Origin of the sequence: Fluctibacter halophilus (assembly GCF_020687825.1) — a bacterium.
GTDB classification, from domain to species: Bacteria; Pseudomonadota; Gammaproteobacteria; order Enterobacterales; family Alteromonadaceae; genus Fluctibacter; species Fluctibacter halophilus.
This window is the reverse complement of sequence record NZ_JAJEWP010000006.1, coordinates 148,769-171,393: the sequence shown is the minus strand read 5'-3', so window position 1 is coordinate 171,393 and position 22,625 is coordinate 148,769. Positions and strand designations below refer to the sequence as shown.

At 53.7% G+C, this 22,625-nt stretch carries 26 protein-coding genes; 21 read left to right on the top strand and 5 right to left on the bottom strand.

The window, feature by feature from the left end; genetic code table 11:
- The first annotated feature begins 105 nt into the window (after positions 1–105).
- From LJ739_RS16810 to LJ739_RS16785, 6 genes are all read left to right on the top strand, one after another.
- Complete coding sequence (locus LJ739_RS16810) at positions 106–1,386, top strand: NAD(P)/FAD-dependent oxidoreductase (RefSeq protein WP_229162349.1); 1,281 nt, start codon at positions 106–108, stop codon at positions 1,384–1,386.
- Complete coding sequence (locus LJ739_RS16805; protein WP_229162348.1) at positions 1,383–1,919, top strand: Tll0287-like domain-containing protein; 537 nt, start codon at positions 1,383–1,385, stop codon at positions 1,917–1,919. Before LJ739_RS16810 ends, LJ739_RS16805 begins: the two co-directional genes overlap by 4 nt.
- A gap of 83 nt (positions 1,920–2,002) precedes the next feature.
- Positions 2,003–2,875, top strand: coding sequence for an MBL fold metallo-hydrolase (locus tag LJ739_RS16800; RefSeq protein WP_229162347.1), 873 nt, complete (start codon positions 2,003–2,005; stop codon positions 2,873–2,875).
- On the top strand, positions 2,875–3,636 hold the full coding sequence (locus LJ739_RS16795; protein ID WP_229162346.1) for a sulfite exporter TauE/SafE family protein: 762 nt from the start codon (positions 2,875–2,877) through the stop codon (positions 3,634–3,636). The genes LJ739_RS16800 and LJ739_RS16795 overlap by 1 nt, the downstream gene beginning before the upstream one ends.
- A gap of 9 nt (positions 3,637–3,645) precedes the next feature.
- Entirely contained in the window at positions 3,646–4,095 is a 450-nt protein-coding gene (locus LJ739_RS16790; RefSeq protein ID WP_229162344.1) for a TIGR01244 family sulfur transferase, read from the top strand.
- An 85-nt stretch (positions 4,096–4,180) separates the two neighbouring features.
- A complete protein-coding gene (locus tag LJ739_RS16785) occupies positions 4,181–5,503 on the top strand; it encodes a hypothetical protein (protein ID WP_229162342.1) in 1,323 nt (440 codons plus the stop codon).
- Here LJ739_RS16785 and LJ739_RS16780 read toward each other — a convergent pair.
- Positions 5,495–5,845, bottom strand: coding sequence for a hypothetical protein (locus tag LJ739_RS16780; protein WP_229162340.1), 351 nt, complete (start codon positions 5,843–5,845; stop codon positions 5,495–5,497). The genes LJ739_RS16785 and LJ739_RS16780 overlap by 9 nt on opposite strands.
- A gap of 75 nt (positions 5,846–5,920) precedes the next feature.
- Positions 5,921–6,238 (bottom strand): hypothetical protein, encoded by a 318-nt coding sequence (locus LJ739_RS16775; RefSeq protein WP_229162338.1) that lies wholly within the window; start codon positions 6,236–6,238, stop codon positions 5,921–5,923.
- Positions 6,239–6,363: 125 nt separating this feature from the next.
- Here LJ739_RS16775 and LJ739_RS16770 point away from each other — a divergent pair, with 125 nt between their 5' ends.
- Entirely contained in the window at positions 6,364–6,552 is a 189-nt protein-coding gene (locus tag LJ739_RS16770; RefSeq protein WP_229162337.1) for a hypothetical protein, read from the top strand.
- On the opposite strand, the gene epmB is transcribed toward LJ739_RS16770, so the two are convergent.
- A complete protein-coding gene (gene epmB, locus LJ739_RS16765; protein ID WP_229162335.1) occupies positions 6,553–7,578 on the bottom strand; it encodes an EF-P beta-lysylation protein EpmB in 1,026 nt (341 codons plus the stop codon).
- A gap of 35 nt (positions 7,579–7,613) precedes the next feature.
- Here epmB and efp point away from each other — a divergent pair, with 35 nt between their 5' ends.
- The 5 genes from efp (at position 7,614) to LJ739_RS16740 (ending at position 11,602) form a co-directional block, all read left to right on the top strand.
- Entirely contained in the window at positions 7,614–8,183 is a 570-nt protein-coding gene (gene efp, locus LJ739_RS16760) for an elongation factor P (RefSeq protein WP_229162333.1), read from the top strand.
- A gap of 63 nt (positions 8,184–8,246) precedes the next feature.
- Positions 8,247–9,215, top strand: coding sequence for an elongation factor P--(R)-beta-lysine ligase (epmA, locus tag LJ739_RS16755; RefSeq protein ID WP_229162331.1), 969 nt, complete (start codon positions 8,247–8,249; stop codon positions 9,213–9,215).
- 197 nt (positions 9,216–9,412) lie between these two features.
- Positions 9,413–10,477 carry a GGDEF domain-containing protein gene (locus tag LJ739_RS16750; protein ID WP_229162329.1) on the top strand — a complete coding sequence of 355 codons (1,065 nt, stop codon included), beginning with the start codon at positions 9,413–9,415 and terminating at the stop codon, positions 10,475–10,477.
- A 12-nt stretch (positions 10,478–10,489) separates the two neighbouring features.
- On the top strand, positions 10,490–11,071 hold the full coding sequence (locus LJ739_RS16745) for a hypothetical protein (protein WP_229162327.1): 582 nt from the start codon (positions 10,490–10,492) through the stop codon (positions 11,069–11,071).
- 12 nt (positions 11,072–11,083) lie between these two features.
- Positions 11,084–11,602 carry a GNAT family N-acetyltransferase gene (locus LJ739_RS16740; RefSeq protein WP_229162325.1) on the top strand — a complete coding sequence of 173 codons (519 nt, stop codon included), beginning with the start codon at positions 11,084–11,086 and terminating at the stop codon, positions 11,600–11,602.
- Here LJ739_RS16740 and LJ739_RS16735 read toward each other — a convergent pair.
- Positions 11,574–12,215 carry a peptidylprolyl isomerase gene (locus LJ739_RS16735; protein ID WP_407646796.1) on the bottom strand — a complete coding sequence of 214 codons (642 nt, stop codon included), beginning with the start codon at positions 12,213–12,215 and terminating at the stop codon, positions 11,574–11,576. The genes LJ739_RS16740 and LJ739_RS16735 overlap by 29 nt on opposite strands.
- A gap of 9 nt (positions 12,216–12,224) precedes the next feature.
- On the bottom strand, positions 12,225–12,794 hold the full coding sequence (locus tag LJ739_RS19205) for a class I SAM-dependent methyltransferase (protein WP_407646805.1): 570 nt from the start codon (positions 12,792–12,794) through the stop codon (positions 12,225–12,227).
- Positions 12,795–13,398: 604 nt separating this feature from the next.
- Here LJ739_RS19205 and LJ739_RS16725 point away from each other — a divergent pair.
- The 9 genes from LJ739_RS16725 to LJ739_RS16685 all read left to right on the top strand — a co-directional run bounded on the left by LJ739_RS16725 (position 13,399) and on the right by LJ739_RS16685 (position 22,621).
- Positions 13,399–14,004 (top strand): alpha-ketoglutarate-dependent dioxygenase AlkB family protein, encoded by a 606-nt coding sequence (locus LJ739_RS16725; RefSeq protein WP_229162321.1) that lies wholly within the window; start codon positions 13,399–13,401, stop codon positions 14,002–14,004.
- A gap of 171 nt (positions 14,005–14,175) precedes the next feature.
- Positions 14,176–14,499, top strand: a complete 324-nt coding sequence (locus LJ739_RS16720; RefSeq protein ID WP_229162319.1) for a BolA/IbaG family iron-sulfur metabolism protein — start codon at positions 14,176–14,178, stop codon at positions 14,497–14,499.
- A gap of 128 nt (positions 14,500–14,627) precedes the next feature.
- Complete coding sequence (locus LJ739_RS16715) at positions 14,628–15,152, top strand: TRAP transporter small permease subunit (protein ID WP_229162316.1); 525 nt, start codon at positions 14,628–14,630, stop codon at positions 15,150–15,152.
- Positions 15,149–16,525 (top strand): TRAP transporter large permease, encoded by a 1,377-nt coding sequence (locus LJ739_RS16710; protein WP_267494432.1) that lies wholly within the window; start codon positions 15,149–15,151, stop codon positions 16,523–16,525. The genes LJ739_RS16715 and LJ739_RS16710 overlap by 4 nt, the downstream gene beginning before the upstream one ends.
- 8 nt (positions 16,526–16,533) lie before the next feature.
- Positions 16,534–17,652: a TRAP transporter substrate-binding protein gene (locus LJ739_RS16705; RefSeq protein ID WP_229162486.1), complete on the top strand. Its 1,119-nt coding sequence runs from the start codon at positions 16,534–16,536 to the stop codon at positions 17,650–17,652.
- A gap of 85 nt (positions 17,653–17,737) precedes the next feature.
- The gene (gene fabV, locus LJ739_RS16700; protein ID WP_229162314.1) at positions 17,738–18,916 is read left to right on the top strand and encodes an enoyl-ACP reductase FabV; all 1,179 of its coding nucleotides are present in this window, start codon (positions 17,738–17,740) and stop codon (positions 18,914–18,916) included.
- A gap of 401 nt (positions 18,917–19,317) precedes the next feature.
- Positions 19,318–20,658: a Na(+)-translocating NADH-quinone reductase subunit A gene (locus LJ739_RS16695; RefSeq protein ID WP_229162312.1), complete on the top strand. Its 1,341-nt coding sequence runs from the start codon at positions 19,318–19,320 to the stop codon at positions 20,656–20,658.
- Between the two features lie 3 nt (positions 20,659–20,661).
- Complete coding sequence (locus tag LJ739_RS16690; protein ID WP_229162310.1) at positions 20,662–21,873, top strand: NADH:ubiquinone reductase (Na(+)-transporting) subunit B; 1,212 nt, start codon at positions 20,662–20,664, stop codon at positions 21,871–21,873.
- Positions 21,863–22,621, top strand: coding sequence for a Na(+)-translocating NADH-quinone reductase subunit C (locus LJ739_RS16685; RefSeq protein ID WP_229162309.1), 759 nt, complete (start codon positions 21,863–21,865; stop codon positions 22,619–22,621). Before LJ739_RS16690 ends, LJ739_RS16685 begins: the two co-directional genes overlap by 11 nt.
- The last annotated feature ends 4 nt before the right edge of the window (positions 22,622–22,625 follow it).

Below are 22,625 nucleotides of genomic sequence, written 5' to 3'. Positions count from 1 at the left end.
CTAATTAAAACAATAAGATAAAAAATTGGTGGGACATGGCACGGGTCTTGTTAACAGTCTGTTTACATGACTCGCGCCGGCAAGGCGCACAACGGAGAACTGAACATGGCCAAGATCATCGTGCTGGGTGCGGGAACGGGGGGCATGCCTGCCGCCTATGAAATCAAAGAAGCGTTGGGCAAAGCCCATGACGTCGTCATGGTCAATGAACGCCCTGAATTCCGCTTTGTACCTTCTAACCCTTGGGTCGCTGTGGGATGGCGAGAGCCAGAAGCGATTTGCATACCGATCGAGAAGTACCTGTCCAAAAAAGGGATTGGATTTGTGTGTGCCCGTGTCGATAGGATTGACGCTGACAAGCAACAACTGCATACCGACAGTGGCGAGGTGCTGGACTATGATTTCCTGGTTATCGCGACCGGGCCTAAACTCGCTTTTGAAGCGATCGAAGGCGCGGGTCCCAAAGGACATACACAGTCGGTGTGTACCCTGGATCATGCCGTGCAATGCTATGAGGATGTGCAACGTCTGATTGAGAAACCCGGGCCGGTGGTGGTGGGCGCCTTTCAGGGGGCCAGCTGCTTCGGGCCCGCTTATGAATATGCGTTTATCCTTGATAAGGCGCTTCGGGACGCCAAAATCCGTCACAAAGTACCGATGCATTTTGTCACCAGTGAACCCTACATCGGCCACCTGGGGCTGGGTGGTGTGGGAGACTCGAAATCACTGCTGGAATCAGAGTTGCGGCAACGGGACATCAAATGGATTTGCAATGCGCGGGTTGACCGGGTGGAGCCACAAACCATGCACATCAGTGAGCTGGATCGCAAGGGCGACGTGGCGTTTGAGCACACGCAGCCCTTCCATCACAGCATGCTGATCCCCCCTTTCTCGGGTGTTGAGGCGGTGGCCAATGTGGAGGGGTTGTGCAATCCCAAGGGATTTGTGATCACTGATGAATTCCAGCGTTCACCAACATACCCGACTATTTTCTCCGGCGGCGTGTGTGTGGCATTGCCACCGGTAGAAGCGACACCGGTACCGACCGGAACGCCTAAAACCGGCTACATGATTGAGACCATGATGACCGCGATTGCGCACAATCTGAAGGCGATACTGCTGGAAGACAAACAACCCCATGCCAAAGGCACCTGGCATGCTATCTGCCTAGCAGACATGGGAGACACGGGTGCTGCGTTTGTGGCCATGCCGCAGATCCCACCGCGCAATGTGACCTGGTTTAAAAAAGGCAAATGGGTGCACCTGGCGAAAATAGCGTTTGAGAAGTACTTTATGCGTAAGATGAAAACCGGTACCAGCGAGCCGGTGTACGAAAAATATGTCCTCAAGGCATTGGGTATCGAACGACTGGAGTCCGACAAATGAAATGGACAGTACTATTGATGGTTGCGCTATTGGCCAGCCGCACCATGGCGCAAGCGCCGCCGGAGGCATTAATTGCCGGGGGCGAGCAGCGTATTGCGCAGTTTTCTGCACAGCTTAAAAGTGAGCTGCTTGGGGCCATCGGCAAAGGTGGGCTCGCTGCGGCGGTGGATGTGTGTCATCAACGGGCGCCCGTCATTGCCCGACAGCTGTCAACCGACGGCTGGCTGATTGGCCGTACCAGCCACAAAACCCGCAATCCTGACAATGCGCCGGATGCCTGGGAAAACCGTGTGTTACAGGACTTTTTGCAACAATCACCGCAACAATGGCGTCAGGCAACATTGATTGACGGCCGTTTTCGCATGATGAAGGGGATCCCGACAGGTCAGCTGTGTATGCAATGTCACGGACGCTCAATCGCGCCAGAGGTGCAGCAGGCCATTGCACGTCACTACCCGCTGGATCAGGCAACCGGGTTTCAGCCCGGTGAGCTACGCGGCGCTTTTACGCTGACGTTTACTCCGGTTGAATAATCGGTTTGAATGTCGTGTGCTATGGAGCTCGCGCATTGTGAGCCGGTGTCAGGTGAACGGGGTTCGATTTTCGGAGGTACGAGATGAGTAAAATACGTATACAAAGCTTTTTTGACCCCGTGACGCACACGGTGACTTACGTGGTCGCGGATGTTGCCAGTGGACTTGCTGCGGTGATCGACCCGGTGCTGGACTACGACCCTGCATCTGGGGTGATTTCTGATACCCAGATCAATCGTGTTATCGCCTTTCTTGACCGGGAGGGCTTGAACCTCGAATGGATCCTGGAAACCCATGTGCATGCCGATCACTTAAGTGCAGCCCACCTTTTACGCCAGCGTCGGGGTGGCAGTATTGGTATCGGTGAACACATCCGCCGGGTTCAGAGTACCTTCAAGGGGCGGTTTAATTTGCCGGATGACTTTCCTTGTGATGGCTCACAATTTGATCACTTATTGGCCGATGGTGAAGTGATCACCGTGGGCCACGTTGATATCACCGTATTGCACACGCCCGGACACACCCCTGCCTGTGTGTCCTACCACATTGAAGATGCGGTGTTTGTCGGCGATACCCTGTTCATGCCGGACTATGGCACTGCCCGTACCGATTTCCCCGATGGCAGCGCCAAAACGCTGCACCGTTCAATTTCAAAGCTGCTCGCATTGCCGCCGTCGACGCGCATGTTTGTCGGCCATGATTACCTGCCTGAAGGGCGAGAGGATTACGCCTGGGAAACCACGGTCATGGAGCAGAAGCGTAGCAATATCCATGTCCACGACGGTGTTTCTGCAACGGATTTCATTCAACAGCGGGAAAGCCGTGATGCCACCCTTGGTGCGCCCCGGTTATTACTACCGGCACTACAGGTTAATATCCGGGCCGGACAGCTGCCACCGGCGGAGTCCAACGGTGTGCGTTACCTTAAGTTACCGCTGAGTGGTCTGGACGTCTGATGACGGCGATGCTGGGTTGGTTAGGGGCGCTGATCATTGGTCTGTTGCTGGGTATTCTCGGTGCCGGAGGGTCGATCGTTACGGTGCCACTGCTGGTTTACGGGTTTGATCAGGGCGGCAAACTGGCGATTGCACAGGCGCTGTTAATTGTCGGTATCATCGCCGCCCTGAGCAGCATAGCACCGGCCCGCCAGGGGCGGGTTGTGTGGTCAATGGTACTGGGATTTGGAATACCCAGTATGCTGGCTACCTTGCTGGGGGCCTGGTTGTCCCAGTGGTTGAGTGGTCAGGTGCAGTTGATGATCTTTGCGCTAGTGATGTTGATCGCTGCCGGGTTTATGTTCAGGCCACTGAAAGTACAACAAAATACCTCAGCTGAGCCACACTGGCTTGCCATGCTGTTGGGGGGGCTGGGGGTCGGAATACTGGCCGGCCTGGTCGGGATCGGGGGCGGCTTTCTGATTGTACCGGCGCTGGTGGGGCTGGCGGGTCTCAGCATGTTACATGCAACGGCAACGTCTTTGGTGGTGATTGCCCTGCAGTCGTTTGTCGGATTTGCTAAGCATTACCATGTCCTGCTGGGGCTTGGTTTAGCAGTGGACTTTGGGCTAATCCTCAAGGTGGTTTTGTTGGGGGTGCTGGGAGCTGTCATCGGACAAGCTATTGCCAATAAAGTACCGGCCCCGGTGTTGAAAAAGGTGTTTGCCGTGACGTTGTTGCTGCTCGGTAGTGGCATGCTCGTTGGGCAATGGTTGGGTTAGGAGAAGGGTATGCAAGTCAGTCTTATCAATGATCGGTTTTCGGTGTCGGATCAAATCACCCCTGACGATGTGGCAATACTGGCGCAACAGGGGGTCACCGAGCTGGTCAATATGCGCCCGGATGAAGAAGTGGAGCCCCATTTGCGCAGTGATGCCATCGCAGCAGCTGCCCAGCAGGCGAATATGGCTTATGTGTACTTGCCCATTGTACCCGGTATGTATGCAGAGGATGCGGTCAATATGCTCAGAACCACCTTGAATGGGTGTAACCATCGTGTACACAGCTATTGCCGTTCGGGCAATCGGGTGATGCATGTATGGGCGTTGGCCAATGCACTGGGCAAATCCTCCGACGCGTTGTTGGCCGAATGTGCCAAGGCGCCCTGCGATCTGGCGTCCATCAAGTCCCACCTGGAGCAACACAACCTTGAACAACCGTGGCTAGGGATGCACATCTGAGTCAGGAAAAGGTGTTTGACGCTACAGGGATGGGCAGATTCATGCTAGCATCCTTTCCATCTTCTGACGGTCGGATAGGATACCGGTGTTTGCAGTGTTGCGTGGATTTGTGGTTGCTTTGCTTGTCTTTGTTGGCGCCGCCTGCGCGTTGTTCTGGTGGGTGTTGGAAACCGAGCCGGCAGTGCAGGCGAACTCCGCCCAGCAACTGGAAGACGCGGACACGGTCAAAGCGCTGATGCAGCAACTGCAGCTCAGCAGTGTACGGCGCAATCAAACTCAGCACGTGTCCCTTTACGAAGCCCAATTGAACAGCTTAATGGGTCTTGTGCAACGTGCACGTCCACATCTGGGCGGCAACGTTTCATTGCGCGAACAGCGCGGTCATGTGGCGTTTACCTGGCAGGTCTGGAAAGGGGCATCACCCCGTTATCTGAATGTTCATATCGCCGCCAAAGACAGCGATGGTGTGCAACTGGACGCCGTGTCTGTGGGCAGACTTCCATTGCCTGCCAATACGGTGCTTGAGCTGCTGGTATGGTTGGCGGATTGGCACACCCAAAGTGACATTGCCAGCCAGTTTGTGAGTAAAATCAGCCAGGTCCGGTTTTTACCTGAGCAGATGGTCCTGACGCTGCAGCCTGTGGATGCGTTGCTGCAACAGCTCAACACGATCCGTACCGGGATTGCCGGTGAAGAAAATGAGTTTCAACGCCAGCGTGTGGCGACCTACCTGCGCTTTTTGCATGGCTTACCTGCTGCCAGCTTGTCCAGCGCCAGTGATTTAAACACCTTTTTACAGCCGTTGTTTGAGCGGGTGCGCCGCGAATGCGAAGCCGCAGACGTGTGTCGCAGCATGGAAGAAAACCAGGCAGCGATTCTGGCATTGGCCGTGTATGCGGGCCACCATCGGGTGGCCAATCTGATTGGCGCAGTACAGCCACCGGATCAGGTGTTGTTGCCCAAGCGTCGGCCTACCTTGCATGGAAGAACCGATTTGACCCAGCATTTTCTGATCTCCGCGGCATTACAGATCCTCGCCCAACAGGGCGTAAGCAGTGCGATTGGTGAATTCAAGGAACTGATGGATCGGGCCAATGGCGGCAGTGGCTACAGTTTTGTTGATCTGGCAGCCGATATGGCCGGTATTTCTCTCGCCCGTTGGCTGGCGCAGCCGACGGTTGCTCAGGACATTCAGCGGCATCTTGCCAGTGTGGAAAGCTCGGCTGATTATTTTCCCGGTATTGAGGGGCTGCCGGAAGGACTCGACAAACGACAGTTTCAGATGACTTACGGTAATATTGACAGTCAGGCGTATCGACAGCAGGTAGCGCAGATTGAACAGCGTGTTAACAGGGTCCCGTTGTTTCAGCAACTCCGCCAACGACAATCCGCTGATCCCTCAGAGTAAATCTTGTATCGAGCGATACACCTCAGTGGCTTGTTCGGTGGTGAGATTGTTGCGCTGGGCAGAACCTACGCTACTGGATACCCGCACGTAATCGTTACCGGCCACGTCCTGACTTGGTTGAGAATCTTGCTGACTGCGGTCCTGGCCGAGGGCTTCACGTCGGGCGCTGTCGTTTTGCTCGTTTTGTTGCAGAATCCGGGCTTGGGGGGACAATTGCACTTCAGGCTGGTTGGCACGACCAATGCCAAACGCATTCGGGCTGCTGTCAGACGGCTCGGCCTGACGGGCAGTGCCCGTGTTCACCGTCACGGTGGGAAATGCAGTAATGCCACCAATTTCCATCGTTTAATCTCACCCAATTACTCACTTTAAGTATGCGACAAATTGGTGAAAATTCAACCTGTGGTGCTGGCAGGATCAGGGCTTTGCTTTCAACGACGATTTGAAGTTTGCCAGGGTGACGTGCAGTAGTTCGATTTTTTTCACCAGCGCTGGCAATGCCGCTTTAAGGACTTTATCATCCGCGTCTGACAACTCAGCTACCTGCTTTGCAACTTCTTCTACATAGGGCATAAAGCGTTTGCTGGCTACGCTAAAACCGGCGTCTGCGGCGAACACATTCTGAAACTTGCCGTGTCCCTGTTGGGCCAGTTTGGCCAGCGCATCATCGGCATCAATTGCCTGGCGGTAAATGTGCTGAAGATTTTCTGCCAATTTGTCGAGAATGCCTTGCATGAAAAAGCCTTGTAAAAAAAATCAAAAAAAACGCTAAAGTCTGGTTAAGTGTGGCCGATACAGGACCGAAGGCGGGCAATTCTGCCTGTTTTTAAGCATTGCCACAAGCAATAGAGGAAATTGGTATGGAACTTCAAGGTGCAAACACCTCTGGAACGTCCGGTGCGTTGGAACTGAAAGCCTTGCAACTGGCGAAATCTCGTCAGGAGCAGGAAGGTCAGGCCACGCTTCAGCTGCTGGAATCAGCCGCTGACGTACCAAAAACTTCATCCGCAAATCCGGCAGTAGGTTCGACGATCGATACCTACGCCTGATTACGGTTGAAGATGTAAGTCCAACAGCGTTTTGCCAGGCTGGCCGCCGATTTCTCTCACGAGTTTCGGCACCAGGAAACCTGGCTGGCGCTTTATCACCTCTGCCATGATGTTTCTGGCATCGTCCTCCTGCACATCAAAATGGCTGGCACCGTCAACCTTATCCAGCATATGCAGGTAATAGGGTAATACGCCGGCTGCAAACAACGCCTCACTCAACGCAACCTGGGCGTCTGCGCTGTCATTGATACCCCGCAGTAAAACCGCCTGGTTCAGCAAGGTTACCCCCGCATCCCGCAGTTGGGCGAGACGCTCGCGTAAGGCCTTATCGATTTCGTTACTGTGATTGATGTGCAATACCATGACCGGCTTCAGCCGTTGGCGTGCAAACCAGTCAATCAGCGAGGGCGTAATGCGGCTTGGAATGACCACCGGCAGGCGTGTGTGAATGCGCAATCGGGTGAGATGAGGAATGTCCTGTAATTGTTCGGTGAGCCAGGCCAGCTGCTCATCATTGGCCATCAGCGGATCGCCACCGGAGTAAATCACTTCATTGATCCCGTGGTCAGCACGGATGTAGTCCAATACCTCAAGCCATCCTTGCTTGTTGACTTTGTTGTCGGCATACGGGAAATGGCGACGAAAGCAATAGCGACAATTGACCGCACAACCGCCACGTACCAACAACAAAACGCGGCTGTGGTATTTGTGTAGTAGGCCTTTTTGCGGGCTGTTTTGTTCTTGCAGTGGATCGTGACCAAAACCGGGGGCTGCGACAAATTCATCGGACAGCGGCAACACCTGTCGCAGCAGCGGATCGTCGGGATTGCCCTTGCTCATTCGGGCGACGAATGGACGGGGTACGCGCATCGGAAATAAACGCCGGGCTTTACTGTGTTCGCGGTAGGCTTGAGGGTCCAATTGCAAATGTGACAACAAGCGATCCGGGTCGGTAAAGGCCATCGCCAGTTCTTTTTGCCAGTTATTCTCTACAGCAATGGGATTTTTAGGTATTATTTGCGCCAACTGAGTGCTCAACAGTAAATTGGATTAGAGGAAATATGGCTAATTACAGCACAAACGAGTTCAAAGCGGGCCTTAAAATAATGCTCGATGGCGAACCTTGCAACATTCTTGAGAACGAATATGTAAAGCCGGGCAAAGGTCAGGCGTTCAACCGGGTCAAAATCCGCAAGCTGATTTCCAACAAAGTGTTGGAGAAAACCTTTAAATCAGGGGATTCTGTGGAAGGTGCCGACGTGTTGGATACCGAGTTGGCCTATCTTTACAACGATGGCGAGTTCTTCCATTTCATGAACAATGAAACCTTCGAACAAATCGCTGCTGATGAAAAAGCCGTAGGCGACGCGGTCAAATGGCTGGTGGAAAATGACACCTGCACACTGACGTTGTGGAACGGTTCTCCTATCGCTGTAACACCGCCCAACTTCGTTGAGCTGGAAATCACTGAGACGGATCCTGGCCTCAAGGGTGACACCGCCGGTACCGGTGGTAAGCCAGCAACCCTGGCAACCGGTGCTGTTGTGCGCGTTCCGCTGTTCGTGCAAACCGGCGAAGTGATCAAGGTCGATACCCGTAGCGGTGAGTATGTGTCACGGGCACAGAAATAGTCACATCGACAGACCGTTAAAGAAGCTCACCTGGTGGGCTTTTTTTGTGCCTTGGAGGACAGCATGAGTGATTGGCAACCCAGTGCAACACTGACCCGTTTGCAGGCCCGGGCAGAGGTAATGCAGCGTATTCGGGCGTTTTTTGCTGCCCGTGGTGTCCTTGAGGTTGAGACGCCCAGTTTGTGTGCTGCGGGGGTGACCGACGTGCACCTGCAGGCCTTTACCACACACTTACACATGCCCGGCAAGCAGCAGGGACAACAGTTGTTCCTGCAAACATCGCCGGAATATGCCATGAAACGTCTGTTGTGTGCCGGCAGTGGCCCTATTTTCCAGTTGTTCAGAGCGTACCGAAACGAGGAAGCCGGGCGGCATCATAACCCCGAGTTTACCTTGCTGGAATGGTACCGGCCGGGGTTTGACCATCGACAGTTGATCAGCGAAGTTGACGCATTAATGCAGCACGTGCTGGCTTGCCCGGGCGCCGAAATTTTTACCTACCAACAGGTGTTTGTCGATCATGTTGGTGTGGATCCACTCTGTGCGGACATCGAGGCATTGCGGGATGTAGCCATGCAGAGAGGTCACGGTGATGTCGCCGAGAACGAGACCGATAAAGACACGCTGCTACAGTTGCTGTTTTGCATGGAAGTGGAGCCGCGCATTGGTCAGCAGGCACCGTGCTTTGTGACTCACTTTCCTGCCAGCCAGGCGGCCCTGGCGCGCATTGATGAGCAAGACCCACGCACGGCGAGACGATTTGAACTTTATTACAAGGGCATGGAATTGGCGAATGGGTTTCATGAATTGGCGGATGCCGATGAGCAACAGGCGCGTTTTGAGCAGGATAACCAGCAGCGCCAGCGCCTGGGTCTGCCGCAAGTGCCCTTGGATCACTATTTGTTGGATGCCCTTCGCAGTGGATTGCCGGATTGTGCGGGTGTTGCATTGGGGGTCGATCGACTGGTGATGCTGGCCTGCGGCGCTCGCGAAATTAAAGAGGTTTTAAGTTTTTCGTACCACAATGCCTGACGAATGCCGTAAGGCGACCTACACTTAGCGTTGGAAGAGCAACTTCCGCTGGAAGCGCTGCTCAATCCGTCACCGTCGTGGCGGTCTACTGTGGTTGCAAAACGGAAGCAATGTTCAGCGTGAAGCGAATGACTCTTTTTCCAAGGCCAACAACCCCGTTGCGGGATGTTTATCGACGCGCCTGTAATGAACACAACATGCGTTGTGTGGAGCGCTTTGCCCTGCTTGCCTGTATCGTCTTCGGTCTGCATTTACTGCACCACGCTCGTCTGGGTGTTGACGTGCTCAGTGCACAGATGATGCCCTATACCCTTCTGTATACCTTTGGTATCGGCTATCCCGCAGTTATTTTGCTGACCCTCCGTTATGTCAAACAGTATCCCGCCATGGGGCCATTGGCGGTGTTCGTTGAACAAGCATTTCCGGTCTTTATGGCACTGATTGCGGTGGCATTGTCGGTGCTTTCGGCCGGTAATCAGCAGGGGGTTACGACCTATCCGGTCATGATGATGTTGATCAGTGTATTGCTGCAGGGTCAGTATCTGCTGGTGGTTGGCCTGGTTTTGTTCAGTTGGGGTGCGTTGGCCGTTGCATTGGTGCTGTTGCTGGGCGTGCCGTGGTTATCGCCGGAGATTGCCATCAGCTTCACGGCCGCACTGGCGTGTATCATGGTTGCCAACATGACTGAGTGTTCGCGGATCACGCAGTTCGAACTGCAGCAAAAACTCCATTCGGAAAACCGGCAGTTGCAGCGGTTGTCAAATCAGGATCACCTCACCGGCCTGCTGAACCGCCGGGCGCTTGATCGCACCCTTGAACAGGAAATAGCCCGCAGCGAACGGTTTGGTCATGCATTGTCGATCCTGATGCTGGATGTTGACAACTTTAAACACATTAACGATTCGCTTGGGCATGTGCAGGGCGATGAAGTACTGAAAAGTATTGCCCATTGTTTGCAGCAGCACGTACGGGATGTTGATTTTGTCGGTCGCCTGGGCGGGGATGAATTTATCGTGATCCTGATCGAAACCGACAAACGGCATGCCCTGCAGGTGGCCGAGCGAATGCGCCAGCAGGTGAGTAAAATTCCTATGGTAGCCGGGCTACCCACGCTGACCGTCAGTGTCGGGCATGCGCAATTTGAGGGGGAGAGCTTAATTGCGTTGATCGAACGGGCTGATAAAGCCCTTTATCAGGCTAAGCAAAAGGGTAAGGACCGGGTGCAAATGGCACGTGCTGTGGTATCGTCCGTACGTACCTGAGGAAAACCCGATATGTCTGATTTTTTACTGGGCTATGGCAGTCTGCTCAGCCACGACAGCCGAACCCACTACTCGGCGTTATCTGACCACGCCGTGGCGGTTAACGTAAAGGGGTGGCAACGGGGCTGGGTGACCCGCTCAATGACCGAGCTGCAAACCTACGTCGGAGCCTGGCCGGTTGCCCATGCCACACTCAATGCCGTGCTGCTGCCAGTAGACGGCTTCAGTGCCGATTTTCGCAAGCGTGAACAGGATTACACCTTTGAGCAGGTTGATCCTGCCCAGGTGAGCAGTGCCCAGCCGCAAGACCCATTGCCTGTAACGTTGCGTGACAGCCGGATATGGATTTGCCATACCCGGGCGAGACAGCCTGCCAACCCTGATTATCCGGTGTCGCAGAGTTACGTGGATACCTGCCTGACCGGTTGTCTGGAAGTCGGTGGACATGATTTTGCCCAGGCTTTTATCGACACCACCCATTGGCAGGATGTACATTGGCATTGGGATCGGCATGAGCCCATTTACCCTCGTCGCGCGCGCAATACTCAGCCCCATTGGCAGGTGATTGATGCGCTACTGAAACCCAATCGTTAGAAGGTCGTCGTGTTGAATACCCACACAATCCTGGAAACCTCGCGTCTATTGCTTCGTCACCTGACCCTGGATGACGCCGCATTTATTCATGCATTGCAGCGGGATCCCGACTGGATCCGAAACATTGGTGATCGGGGGGTTCGCGATGAGGAAACGGCCCGTGACTATCTTCAAAAAGGACCGCTGACACACTATCGGCAGCCGCCGTTGGGGCTGAAGTGTGTGGTACAGCGACATGACAGCGTGCCGGTCGGTTTGTGTGGTTTGCTGCAGCGCCCTAACCTCGATAGCCCGGACATTGGCTTTGCCTTTTTGCCTGAATACCGCGGTAAGGGCTATGCCTTTGAGGCAGCCCAGGCGGTGATTGACGAAGCAGTCGCCCGTTTTGGTACCGCTGAAATACTCGGACTGGCGGCCCCTCACAACGGGGCGTCTATCAAAGTATTGCAACGGTTGGGCATGTCACACTGTGATGATTGTCAGTGTGACGAATTCGATGGCCCTACGGTTGTGTATCGCCGTCGTTGGTAGCACTTTGCTCAGTCGTCGGTGAAAAGGGGGGTAATACCGTTGCTTTGGTCAGTATGATCGGTTCACGGGGCACGTCGGCCCAGCCGATGGTGGCTTTATAGAAGGTTTCAACCTGGGCCATTGCATCGACCACATCGTAGCCTTCGACCACCATACCAAACACTGCATAGCCCCAATCCCTGCCTGGGTTGAGGCTGTCGTTGTCATTTACATTAAAGAAAAACTGCCGTGTCGCCGTGTGGGGATCGTTCTCCCGTGCCATGGCGATGGTGTACATGTCATTTTTCAAGCCATTGCCGGACTCATTAATGATCGGCGGAAATTTGGGTTTTTCACGGAATTCTTCATCATAGCCGCCGCCCTGCACCACGAAACCCTCAATGATGCGATGGAAAATGGTCCCTTCAAAGGAACGTTTGTCGACATAGCGCAAAAAGTTATTGGCTGAACGGGGCGCACGGGTGCGATCAAGCTCGACCACAATATCACCCATGGTGGTTTCCAGTTTTACTCGCGGATAAAAGTTGTCGGGCTGAATGTGGGAACCGTCCTGCGCCGCGTTGGCACTATGACTGGTGAGCAGCAGACACAACATTGGGAACAAACGAAACATACCAATTCCTTATCGTTTAATGGCCGATAAAATGCTGAATTTTCGATTGGCAGCCACAACCGTGTAGCCACCAAACAACCGCTTCAACTTGGCCGGGTAATCCAAATGACGATTGCCAATGATGCGTAACTCACCGCCGGGACGCAAGTGTTGGCGAGCATCAGCAAACATCTGATCGGCAATGTGGTCGGTGATGGTGTTTTGTTGATGGAAGGGGGGATTGCACAGTATTCGGTCGACCTGGCCGCCACTGAACTGCTCCAGACAGTTGCTGACCAGAAATTCACTGCGTTGTAGCCCATCTTGCAGGTTGCCGGTGACATTGTCCCGTGCGGAGGCAATGGCCATAAAAGATTCGTCCACAAAGGTTACGCGACTGTCGGGCCACTGTGCCAGCACGTGCAATCCCAGCACCCCGTTGCCGCAGCCCAAATCGATGATCCGCTGGCCACTGCAGTCTGGCAAATTATCGAGCAGGAAACGGGCGCCGATATCGAGCTGCTGACGGGCAAATACGTTGGCATGATTGCTGATCCGAAAGCGCGGATTGTCGGTATACCACTCGGTAGGGGGAGGCATTGGTACAATCCCCGACGCAGTTGGGGTGCAGAAAATCAATCTGGCTTTCTTTTTCGCCAGGGATGTGGTGGTTGGCCCCAGATAGCGTTCAAATAATTTCAGGGTCGAGGTGTGTATGGCTTTGACTTTACCTGCAGCAATGATTTGCGTTTCCGGTCCGACCCAAGGCTGCAATTGTGCTAACTGGTGCTCCAGCAGTGCGGTGGTTTTAGGGATCTTGATCAATACCCGATCGACTGGAGATGCAGGTTGCCACAGGGGATCATGGCAGTTTACCTCGGCGGCCATCAACTGATTTGCATCGAGATTTGCCTGTAGGGCCTGACGGGCGACAAACGAGTCATTGACCCAGTCGGTCTGCCAGGCGGCAAACCAACACCCAAGGGCACCGAAATCGTCATTGTAAATGTGACAGCGACCGTTAAACTGCTCGCCGTAGGTTTCAACGACATGGTTTATCAACAGTTCGTCAGCAGCATCCCAGGCCTGCAAACTGGGGTGTTGGGCAGCTGTCGGGTAGCGTGTCAGGTGCAGAGTGCGCCCTGCCAGGGTCAGTTCTGTGTTCATGTGTCTTCGATCAATGGTTGATGTGATGCAAGGTGATATGTTTGCGACAAATGATAGTTCAGCGCTGCAAACGCTGGATTTACCGGACGCCACCTTGCAGTACGTGCCAGCGTTTCTGAATGTCAGGGATGCCGATGACCATTACCGCGCGTTGTGTGACAGCCTCAACTGGCGGCAGGATAATATCAAAATGTTTGGTCGAACGGTAAGGATACCACGTTTGCAGGCCTATTACGGCGATCCGCAAGCCCGCTATCGTTATTCCGGTTTGTGGATGTTGCCACAACCCTGGACGGAACATTTGCAATCGTTGCGCGAGCGTTGTCAGTCTCACACCGGTCAGGTGTTCAATGCGGTGCTGGCGAACTGGTATCGGGACGGAGACGACAGCATGGGCTGGCACAGTGACGATGAACCCGAGCTTGGCGCCCAGCCTGTGATTGCGTCGTTGACGTTGGGCAGCTGCAGGGACTTTGATCTGCGCCACAAAGTGACCGGGCAAAAAATCAGAATTCCTTTACAAAACGGGAGTTTACTGATTATGTCTGGCACCACCCAACAGTACTGGCAGCACGCCGTGCCGAAGCGGAAATCGATTGACAACGGCCGTATTAACCTGACGTTCAGGCGGATACAGGCCTGAGAGAAAGGTGTTATAAGCGGCACAAAAACAACCTGAAAAAAATATAACAAGTAAGGACAAAGGCTTATCAATTCTCGCTGGAATTGGGTTTTTGTCCTTGGCATATTCAGACTAACTTTAAGGGTGAAAAGGAAGTTTCGCCCAACATGCAGTAACCGGACAGGAGCGACTATGAATATTCAGAACAACATCGAAAAAAAGCTACTGGATCACTTTGAACCGGCGCATCTGGAGGTGATCAATGAAAGCTTCATGCACAACGTTCCTGATGGCGCGGAAACCCACTTTAAAGTGGTGTTGGTGACGCCCAAATTCAGTGGCGAACGTCTGATCAACCGTCACCGTGCGGTGAACGCAGTGCTCAAAGATGAATTAGCCAACGAAATTCATGCCTTGGCATTGCACACTTACACCGATGAAGAGTGGCACAGCCTGTATGGTGAAGCCCCGGATTCACCACGTTGCCTGGGAGGCATGCATCGCCAGGCGTCCTGATCGCCTGCCCCGACCAGCGCGATTCCGCGCTGGTTTTGTTTCTTTTACAGTCCTTTTTTGTTAAAAAAACGCTACATAACTCAATTGGATAGGGAAGCCCTGTGGGGTGCCCCGAGTAGCGTTAGTCAATGAACCTCATTTCCTGGTTGTCCGCTGTACGTTCGGGCATCGACACGGCCAACGCCTGGCTGGGCCGTATGGTCAGCGTGTTTAGCGTGCTGATGGTTGTTCTCACATTTGCCATCGTGGTGTTGCGTTACGGTTTTAACCTCGGTTGGATAGCCCTGCAAGAGTCTGTCATGTACCTGCACGCCAGCCTGTTTTTACTCGCCTGTTCGTATGCATTACAGAAAAATGAGCATGTGCGGGTGGACATTTTCTATCGGGGCTTCAGCGGGCGGCGTAAGGCCTGGGTTGATCTGCTCGGTGCTGTGTTGTTGCTAATGCCGGTCAGTGTGTTCATTTTTGTCATGTGCTGGGATTACGTGATGACGTCCTGGCAAATGATGGAACGTTCCGGAGAAGCCGGTGGGCTGCCGTTGGTCTATGCCCTTAAGTCGTTGCTGTTATTGTTCGCCACGTCACTGTGTTTACAGGGGGTTGCCGAGGTCATCCGCAACGCCCTGACTTTACACAAGGGAGAAACTGCATGATTGAGTTTATGCCGTTGATCCTGTTTGCTGTTGTGTGTGTGGTGCTGCTGGCGGGATATCCGGTGGCCTTATCGCTGGCCGGTGTCGCGTTGCTGTTTGCCGGTATCGGGGTTTGGACCGGTCAGTTGGAAAGTGCCTTCCTGCATGCCCTACCCAGTCGCCTGTACGGCATTATGACCAACCAGACGTTGTTAGCTGTGCCTTTATTTGTGTTTATGGGCGTTATGCTGGAAAAATCCCGTATTGCCGAACGCTTACTCACCGCGATGGCGCAATTGTTCGGGCGCTTCCATGGCGGTCTTGCGCTGTCAGTGATCCTGGTCGGTATGTTGCTCGCTGCCAGTACCGGTATTGTCGGTGCAACGGTGGTGACCATGGGATTGTTGTCGCTGCCAACCATGCTTAAGCGGGGCTATTCACCGGCATTCGCAACCGGCAGTATCTGTGCTACCGGCACGCTGGGGCAGATCATTCCGCCGTCGATTGCGCTGGTGTTACTGGGGGATGTGTTGTCCAGTGCGTATCAGCAGGCGCAATTGAACATGGGGATCTTTTCGCCCGAGTCGGTCTCTGTGGGGGATTTATTCGTGGGCGCCATGGTGCCTGGGCTGTTACTGGTCACCTTGTACATTGGTTATGTACTGTTGATCAGCGTGCTGCGTCCCCAAGATGCCGGTGATGTCGAAAAAGACACACCGGAACACGCTTCCCTGTCCGGGCTGCTGAAAGCGTTGCTACCGCCTCTGGTCCTGATGGTGGTGGTTCTGGGCTCGATACTGGCGGGTTATGCGACCCCGACCGAAGCGGCGGGTGTCGGTGCCTTTGGCGCCATGCTTTTGGCTGCGATACAAGGTTCACTGAATTGGCAGCGACTGCGTGAGGTGTGCCAGTCAACTACCCATGTGACGGCGATGGTGTTCCTGATCCTGATCGGTGCGTCGATATTTTCACTGGTATTCAGAGGCCTGGGTGGTGAAACGCTGATCGAGGAACTGTTTGAACAGTTGCCGGGCGGTGTATGGATGGCGATGCTGGTGGTGATGCTGGTGATTTTCCTGCTCGGCTTCATCCTGGACTTTATCGAGATCACCTTTGTGGTGGTGCCTTTGGTGGCGCCGGTGTTGTTAACCATGGGGGTGGATCCGATCTGGCTGGGGATCATGATTGCGGTCAATTTGCAGACTTCATTTCTGACCCCCCCGTTTGGCTTTGCGCTGTTTTATCTGCGCGGCGTTGCCCCGGCGTCCGTACCAACCACGGCAATCTATCGTGGTGTGATACCGTTTATTGTGATGCAACTGTTATTGTTGATAAGTCTGGCCATATGGCCAGAGCTGGTGACCTGGTTGCCTAATTTAGTGTATGGAGACTGATTGTGAAAATGCTTATGAACGTCTGCGGCCGTGTGATGGTTGCAACATTGTTGGCGTGGGTGTTGGCCGCGTGTTCTGGCGACAGCCCACAAAGTAATAGCACCACCACGGCAGCGCCACAGCAAACCTACGAGTGGAAACTGGTCACCTCCTGGCCGAAGAACTTTCCTGGTCTGGGCCGGGCGCCCGAGACATTTGCCAAGTATGTTGAGCGCATGTCCGGCGGACGTCTGACCATCAAAGTGTATGGTGCCGGCGAGTTGGTGCCCGGATTTGAAGTGTTTGATGCGGTGTCTTCCGGTACCGTGCAGATGGGCCATTCCGGTGCTTACTACTGGAAAGGCAAAGCCCCCGCGGCACAAATCTTCGGCGCCATTCCGTTTGGCATGAACGTACAGGAGTTCAATGGCTGGCTGCACTACGGCGGCGGCCTGGCACTGTGGCGTGAAGTGTATGAGCCGTTTGGTGTGATCCCGTTTGCCGGTGGCAATACCGGCGTGCAGATGGCAGGTTGGTTCAAAAAGGAAATCAACAGCATCGAAGACATGCAGGGCCTGAAAATGCGCATCCCCGGTCTGGGTGGTGAGGTGTTCAAAAAAGTGGGTGGTGTGCCCGTGGCATTAACAGGTGGAGAGTTGTTTACGTCACTGCAATCCGGCGCAATTGATGCAACAGAATGGGTAGGTCCATACAATGACCTGGCCTTCGGTTTGTACAAAGCCGCTGACTATTACTACTACAGTGGTTGGCATGAGCCCGGCGCTACTCTTGAATTCACGGTCAACAAAGCGGCTTATGAAGCGCTGCCCGAAGACTTACAGGCCATCATTGAAGTGGCAGCCAGAGCGGCCAACCAGGATATGCTGGACGAGTACACTGCGCGCAATTATGAAGCCATGCAGGCCCTGGTAGAAAAGCACGGGGTGCAACTACGTGCGTTGCCTGAAGATGTCATGGATGCGTTGCGGGAGGCGACTGAACAGGTCATGGCTGAACAGGTGGCTGCCGATCCGGTGTTTGCCAAGGTGTATGCCTCCTATAAAGCATTCCAGGACGGTATCTGGAAGTTCCATGCCCTGTCTGAACAGGAATACTACAAAAACCGTCAGCAATACCAGGAGCCTTAGGTTCAGACAGTGTGTAGCTGCTCAGAGTTGTTTAATGAAGTGCGCCGATTACAATAGGCGCACATTTCAAACAAGGATATGACTTATGGTTATCAAGCCCAAAGTACGTGGCTTCATTTGCACTAATGCCCATCCGGTGGGCTGTGCCGCCAGCGTGCAGGAACAGATCGACTACGTGAAACAGCAAGGGGCGTTGGGCGACGGACCAAAGAATGTATTGGTGTTGGGTTGTTCAACCGGCTATGGCCTGGCGTCACGCATCGTATCAGCGTTCGGTTACGGTGCCAAAACCCTGGGTGTCTGTTTCGAAAAAGCTCCCAGCGACCGCAAGACAGGCACTGCCGGCTGGTACAATACTGCGGCGTTCCATCAACAAGCTCAGCAGGCTGGCTTGTACGCTAAGACCCTGAATGGCGATGCGTTTTCCAAAGAGATGAAGCAGCAAGTCATCGACACATTAAAAGCCGACATGGGCAAGGTTGATCTGGTTATCTACAGCCTGGCCTCGCCACGACGCACCGATCCCGAGACCGGTGAAGTCTACAAGTCGACGCTTAAGCCGGTTGGTCAGGCCTATAAGACCAAAACCTACGACACCGACAAAGATCTGATCCATGAAGTCGAATTGGAACCGGCCAATGAAGAAGAAATCCAAAACACCATCAAAGTGATGGGCGGTGAGGATTGGGAATTGTGGTTGCAAGCCCTGGCTGATGCAGATTTGCTGGCGGATAATTGTAAGACCACCGCGTATACCTACATTGGCAAGGAGCTGACCTGGCCGATTTATGGTCAGGCGACCATCGGTAAAGCCAAAGAAGACCTGGATCGCGCTGCTGCCGCTATTCAGACCCGGCACAACGACAAGGCGGTTAAGGCCTATGTCTCCTCGCTAAAAGCCTTAGTGACACAAGCCAGCTCGGCGATCCCGGTGATGCCACTGTACATTTCATTGATTTATAAAGTCATGAAAGAAGAGGGCACCCATGAGGGCTGCATCGAGCAAATCACCGGATTGTTCCGTGAAAAACTGTTGCTGGAAAACCCGCAGACCGATGACATGAACCGTCTGCGTATGGACGGCAAAGAGACCAATGAAGCGACACAGGCGAAAATCAAAGCCCTGTGGGATCAGGTGACCCAGGAAAACTTCCACACCCTGAGTGACTATGCCGGCTACCATCACGAGTTTCTTAAGCTGTTTGGTTTTGATATCCCGTCGGTGGATTACGACGCTGATGTCAATCCACTGGCAGATTGGTAAGCAGAAGAAAAAGCCGTCATTCGACGGCTTTTTTATTGGCGCATGACGACAGCATGGAATTGTCAGCAATCGAACACGCTTCATGCAGGGGTGTTGGTGATAATTTGTGCAAAAAAGCCGGTGATATCAGTGATTAGCTGTAATAGGCATAGCGAAACCAAGGGGATTAATGCTAAAATCCCGTAGTTAAGCGTAGCGGAATTATTTAGCGCTTATTGGGATGGCTTGCTACCCTGTACAGCACAGGAGGCGTGGCCGGATATACGGTGCAGGTGCCGTTCGCTTTTCGTCGTTTTCTCGGCAAAGCATTTACCGTATCACGATTGGGCTTTCCACTGTGGGTGGTGGGGCTGAGAGTCTAATCGTGATTTGTCTTTAGTTTAAAAGTAGTGCGATTGCGTATGATAAAAATCAAGAAAGGTTTGGACCTCCCCATTGAGGGTGCGCCAACACAGCAAATCCACGACGGTCCCGCGATTACGCGTGTGGCAGTTTTGGGTGAAGAATACGTCGGCATGCGGCCTACCATGTATGTTCAGGTAGGTGACACTGTGAAAAAAGGTCAGGTTCTTTTTGAAGACAAAAAGAATCCTGGGGTTAAATTCACAGCACCCGCAGCCGGTACCGTCTCTGAAGTCAACCGTGGCGCCAAGCGTGTACTGCAATCCGTTGTGATTGATGTACAGGGTGATGACGAAGAAACGTTTACCGCTTATGAGCAGGCACAACTGACCAGCATCGACCGCGACGCGGTTGAGAAGCAGTTGGTGGATTCTGGCTTGTGGACCGGTATTCGTACCCGTCCTTACAGCAAGATCCCTGCGCTGGGCAGTGCTCCCCGTTCGATTTTCGTCAACACCATGGACACCAATCCTCTGGCCGCCGATCCTGCGGTTGTGATTGCTGCGCGTAAAGATGACTTTATCAGCGGTCTGAAGGTGCTGAAAAATCTCACCGAAGGCACGGTCTATGTGACCAAAGCCTACGGTAGCGACGTTGCCACCGGTGACGCCAGCGTTGAGGTTCGCGAATTTGACGGCCCACACCCTGCCGGTCTGGTGGGTACCCACATTCACTTCATTGATGCCGCTGGCGCGGGTAAAACCGTCTGGCACGTTGGCTATCAGGATGTGATTGCAATCGGTGCCCTGTTTACCACCGGTAAGATCGACAACCGTCGTGTTGTTGCATTGGGCGGCCCGGCGGTGAAGAATCCCCGTTTGCTGACCACGGTGATGGGCGCGGATACTGCGCAAATCACTGCCAATGAGCTTAAAGACGGTGAAGTGCGTGTGGTATCCGGTTCTGTGTTGCAAGGTAGCCACGCCTATGGCGTACATGGCTATCTGGGACGCTATCACACCCAGATTTCAGCTTTGCTGGAAGGCCGTGAAAAAGAGCTGTTCGGCTGGCTGCGTCCAGGCGGCGACAAACACTCTGTGACCCGTGCCTATCTGGGCCACCTGAGCCCCAAGCGTCTGTTCAATATGACCACCACCACCAACGGCTCCGATCGTTCCATGGTGCCGATTGGCAACTATGAGCGGATCATGCCATTGGACATTTTGCCAACCTTGTTGTTGCGCGACTTGATTTCCGGTGACACCGACGGTGCGCAGTCACTGGGTTGTCTGGAGTTGGACGAAGAAGATTTGGCGTTGTGTACGTACGTTTGCCCTGGCAAATACAATTACGGCCCAATCTTGCGTAACTGTCTGACCACGATTGAGAAAGAGGGCTAATTCATGGGTTTGAAAGCATTTTTAGAGAAAATTGAACCCGATTTTGAACCGGGTGGTAAGTATGAAAAGTGGTACGCCCTGTATGAAGCAGCCGCGACCATTTTCTACACGCCGGGTAAGGTCAACAAATCGACCACCCACGTAAAAGACAGCATCGATCTGAAACGCATCATGATCATGGTTTGGATGGCAACATTCCCGGCCATGTTCTACGGCATGTACAATATCGGTGCACAGGCGCACATGGCGATTGCCGCCGGTGCAGGCACCTTGCCTGACATGTGGCAGGCGGCCTTGTTTACTGCCCTGGGCGGTGAGCTGGGTGTTGATGGTGTGACCTGGCTGGGCATGATGGCCTACGGCGCCTGTTTCTTCCTGCCGATTTATCTGACCACCTTTGTGGTCGGTGGCTTCTGGGAAGTGTTGTTTGCTTCTGTGCGTAAGCACGAAGTGAACGAAGGCTTCTTCGTTACCTCGGTCCTGTTTGCGCTGACATTGCCCGCTACCATCCCACTGTGGCAGGTCGCATTGGGTATTACCTTCGGTGTCGTTATCGCCAAAGAAGTGTTTGGCGGTACTGGCCGTAACTTCCTGAACCCCGCCTTGTCTGGTCGTGCGTTCCTGTACTTTGCTTATCCGGCACAAATCTCCGGTGATGCGATCTGGACGGCTGCCGACGGTTTCTCGGGTGCAACATGGTTGGGTAAAGCCGCGGCCGGTGAATTCACCGACTGGAGCATCAACGCCCAGTGGTGGGACGCTTTCTACGGCAACATTCAAGGCTCCATGGGTGAAGTCTCCACCCTGATGCTGATGATTGGTGGCCTGGCGATTATTTACCTGCGCATCGCCTCATGGCGCATCGTGCTGGGTGTATTGCTCGGTGCCATGTTCTTCAGCACTTTGCTGAATATGATCGGTAGCGACACCAACCCCATGTTTGCCATGCCGTGGTACTGGCACGTGGTATTGGGTGGCTTTGCTTTTGGTATGTTCTTTATGGCGACCGATCCGGTGTCGGCGTCCTTTACCAACCAAGGCAAGTGGGCATACGGTATCCTGATCGGTTTCATGACCGTAATGATCCGTGTACTTAACCCTGCATTCCCTGAAGGAATGATGTTGGCCATTCTGTTTGCCAACCTGTGGGCGCCACTATTCGACTATTTCGTTGCACAAAGTAACATCAAGCGGAGGGTTGCACGTGTCGGCTAAGAAGGAAACCTTAGGAAAAACCGTCGGCATCGTGCTGGCAGTGTGTTTGGTGTGCTCCATTGTTGTATCGGGTGCCGCGGTCGGTCTGCGTTCGTTGCAACAGACCAATGCAGCATTGGACAAGCAAACCAATATTCTCGAAGCCGCTGGCCTGCTTGAGCAAGCTAACGGCAAAATCATGGAAACCTACGATGCGTTGGTTGAAGAGCGTTTCGTCGACCTCAATACAGGTCAGTTCGTGGACGCTCCCTATGAAGGCTATGACATGTACAAAGCGGCGAAAATGCCCGAGTACAGCAGCCGCGTAGAGAACTCCAACGTGGGCTTCCAGACCCGTCCTGACGTCGCCAGTGTGTATCTGGTCAAAGACCCAAGTGGCGCGGTCAGTCGCATTGTGTTGCCGGTGCACGGCAGTGGATTGTGGGATCTGATGTACGGCTTCCTGGCGGTAGATGCTGACGGCAATACCACCCGTGAGTTGGTGTACTACAAGCACAAAGAAACCCCCGGATTGGGCGGTGAAGTTCAAAACCCCAGTTGGAAAGCGAAGTGGGACGGCAAGAAACTTTACAAGGATGGTGACGTTGCCATTCAGGTGAAGAAAAACGCTGCCGCCGATAACCCATATTCCGTTGATGCCCTGTCAGGTGCAACCCTGACCAGTAATGGTGTGCAAAACACCCTGAGCTACTGGGTGGGTGAAAACGGTTATGGCACTTTCCTGAAGCGCCAGAGCTGGAAATCCTAGAGAG

Bases quoted from the DNA above. Each gene is read 5' to 3' on its own strand.
- LJ739_RS16810 (WP_229162349.1), top strand. From the start codon at position 106: ATGGCCAAGATCATCGTGCTGGGTGCGGGAACGGGGGGCATGCCTGCC.
- LJ739_RS16805 (WP_229162348.1), top strand. From the start codon at position 1,383: ATGAAATGGACAGTACTATTGATGGTTGCGCTATTGGCCAGCCGCACC.
- LJ739_RS16800 (WP_229162347.1), top strand. From the start codon at position 2,003: ATGAGTAAAATACGTATACAAAGCTTTTTTGACCCCGTGACGCACACG.
- LJ739_RS16795 (WP_229162346.1), top strand. From the start codon at position 2,875: ATGACGGCGATGCTGGGTTGGTTAGGGGCGCTGATCATTGGTCTGTTG.
- LJ739_RS16790 (WP_229162344.1), top strand. From the start codon at position 3,646: ATGCAAGTCAGTCTTATCAATGATCGGTTTTCGGTGTCGGATCAAATC.
- LJ739_RS16780 (WP_229162340.1), bottom strand. From the start codon at position 5,845: ATGGAAATTGGTGGCATTACTGCATTTCCCACCGTGACGGTGAACACG.
- LJ739_RS16775 (WP_229162338.1), bottom strand. From the start codon at position 6,238: ATGCAAGGCATTCTCGACAAATTGGCAGAAAATCTTCAGCACATTTAC.
- LJ739_RS16770 (WP_229162337.1), top strand. From the start codon at position 6,364: ATGGAACTTCAAGGTGCAAACACCTCTGGAACGTCCGGTGCGTTGGAA.
- efp (WP_229162333.1), top strand. From the start codon at position 7,614: ATGGCTAATTACAGCACAAACGAGTTCAAAGCGGGCCTTAAAATAATG.
- epmA (WP_229162331.1), top strand. From the start codon at position 8,247: ATGAGTGATTGGCAACCCAGTGCAACACTGACCCGTTTGCAGGCCCGG.
- LJ739_RS16750 (WP_229162329.1), top strand. From the start codon at position 9,413: ATGCGTTGTGTGGAGCGCTTTGCCCTGCTTGCCTGTATCGTCTTCGGT.
- LJ739_RS16745 (WP_229162327.1), top strand. From the start codon at position 10,490: ATGTCTGATTTTTTACTGGGCTATGGCAGTCTGCTCAGCCACGACAGC.
- LJ739_RS16735 (WP_407646796.1), bottom strand. From the start codon at position 12,215: ATGTTTCGTTTGTTCCCAATGTTGTGTCTGCTGCTCACCAGTCATAGT.
- LJ739_RS19205 (WP_407646805.1), bottom strand. From the start codon at position 12,794: ATGCCTCCCCCTACCGAGTGGTATACCGACAATCCGCGCTTTCGGATC.
- LJ739_RS16725 (WP_229162321.1), top strand. From the start codon at position 13,399: ATGTTTGCGACAAATGATAGTTCAGCGCTGCAAACGCTGGATTTACCG.
- LJ739_RS16720 (WP_229162319.1), top strand. From the start codon at position 14,176: ATGAATATTCAGAACAACATCGAAAAAAAGCTACTGGATCACTTTGAA.
- LJ739_RS16715 (WP_229162316.1), top strand. From the start codon at position 14,628: ATGAACCTCATTTCCTGGTTGTCCGCTGTACGTTCGGGCATCGACACG.
- LJ739_RS16710 (WP_267494432.1), top strand. From the start codon at position 15,149: ATGATTGAGTTTATGCCGTTGATCCTGTTTGCTGTTGTGTGTGTGGTG.
- LJ739_RS16705 (WP_229162486.1), top strand. From the start codon at position 16,534: ATGCTTATGAACGTCTGCGGCCGTGTGATGGTTGCAACATTGTTGGCG.
- fabV (WP_229162314.1), top strand. From the start codon at position 17,738: ATGGTTATCAAGCCCAAAGTACGTGGCTTCATTTGCACTAATGCCCAT.
- LJ739_RS16695 (WP_229162312.1), top strand. From the start codon at position 19,318: ATGATAAAAATCAAGAAAGGTTTGGACCTCCCCATTGAGGGTGCGCCA.
- LJ739_RS16690 (WP_229162310.1), top strand. From the start codon at position 20,662: ATGGGTTTGAAAGCATTTTTAGAGAAAATTGAACCCGATTTTGAACCG.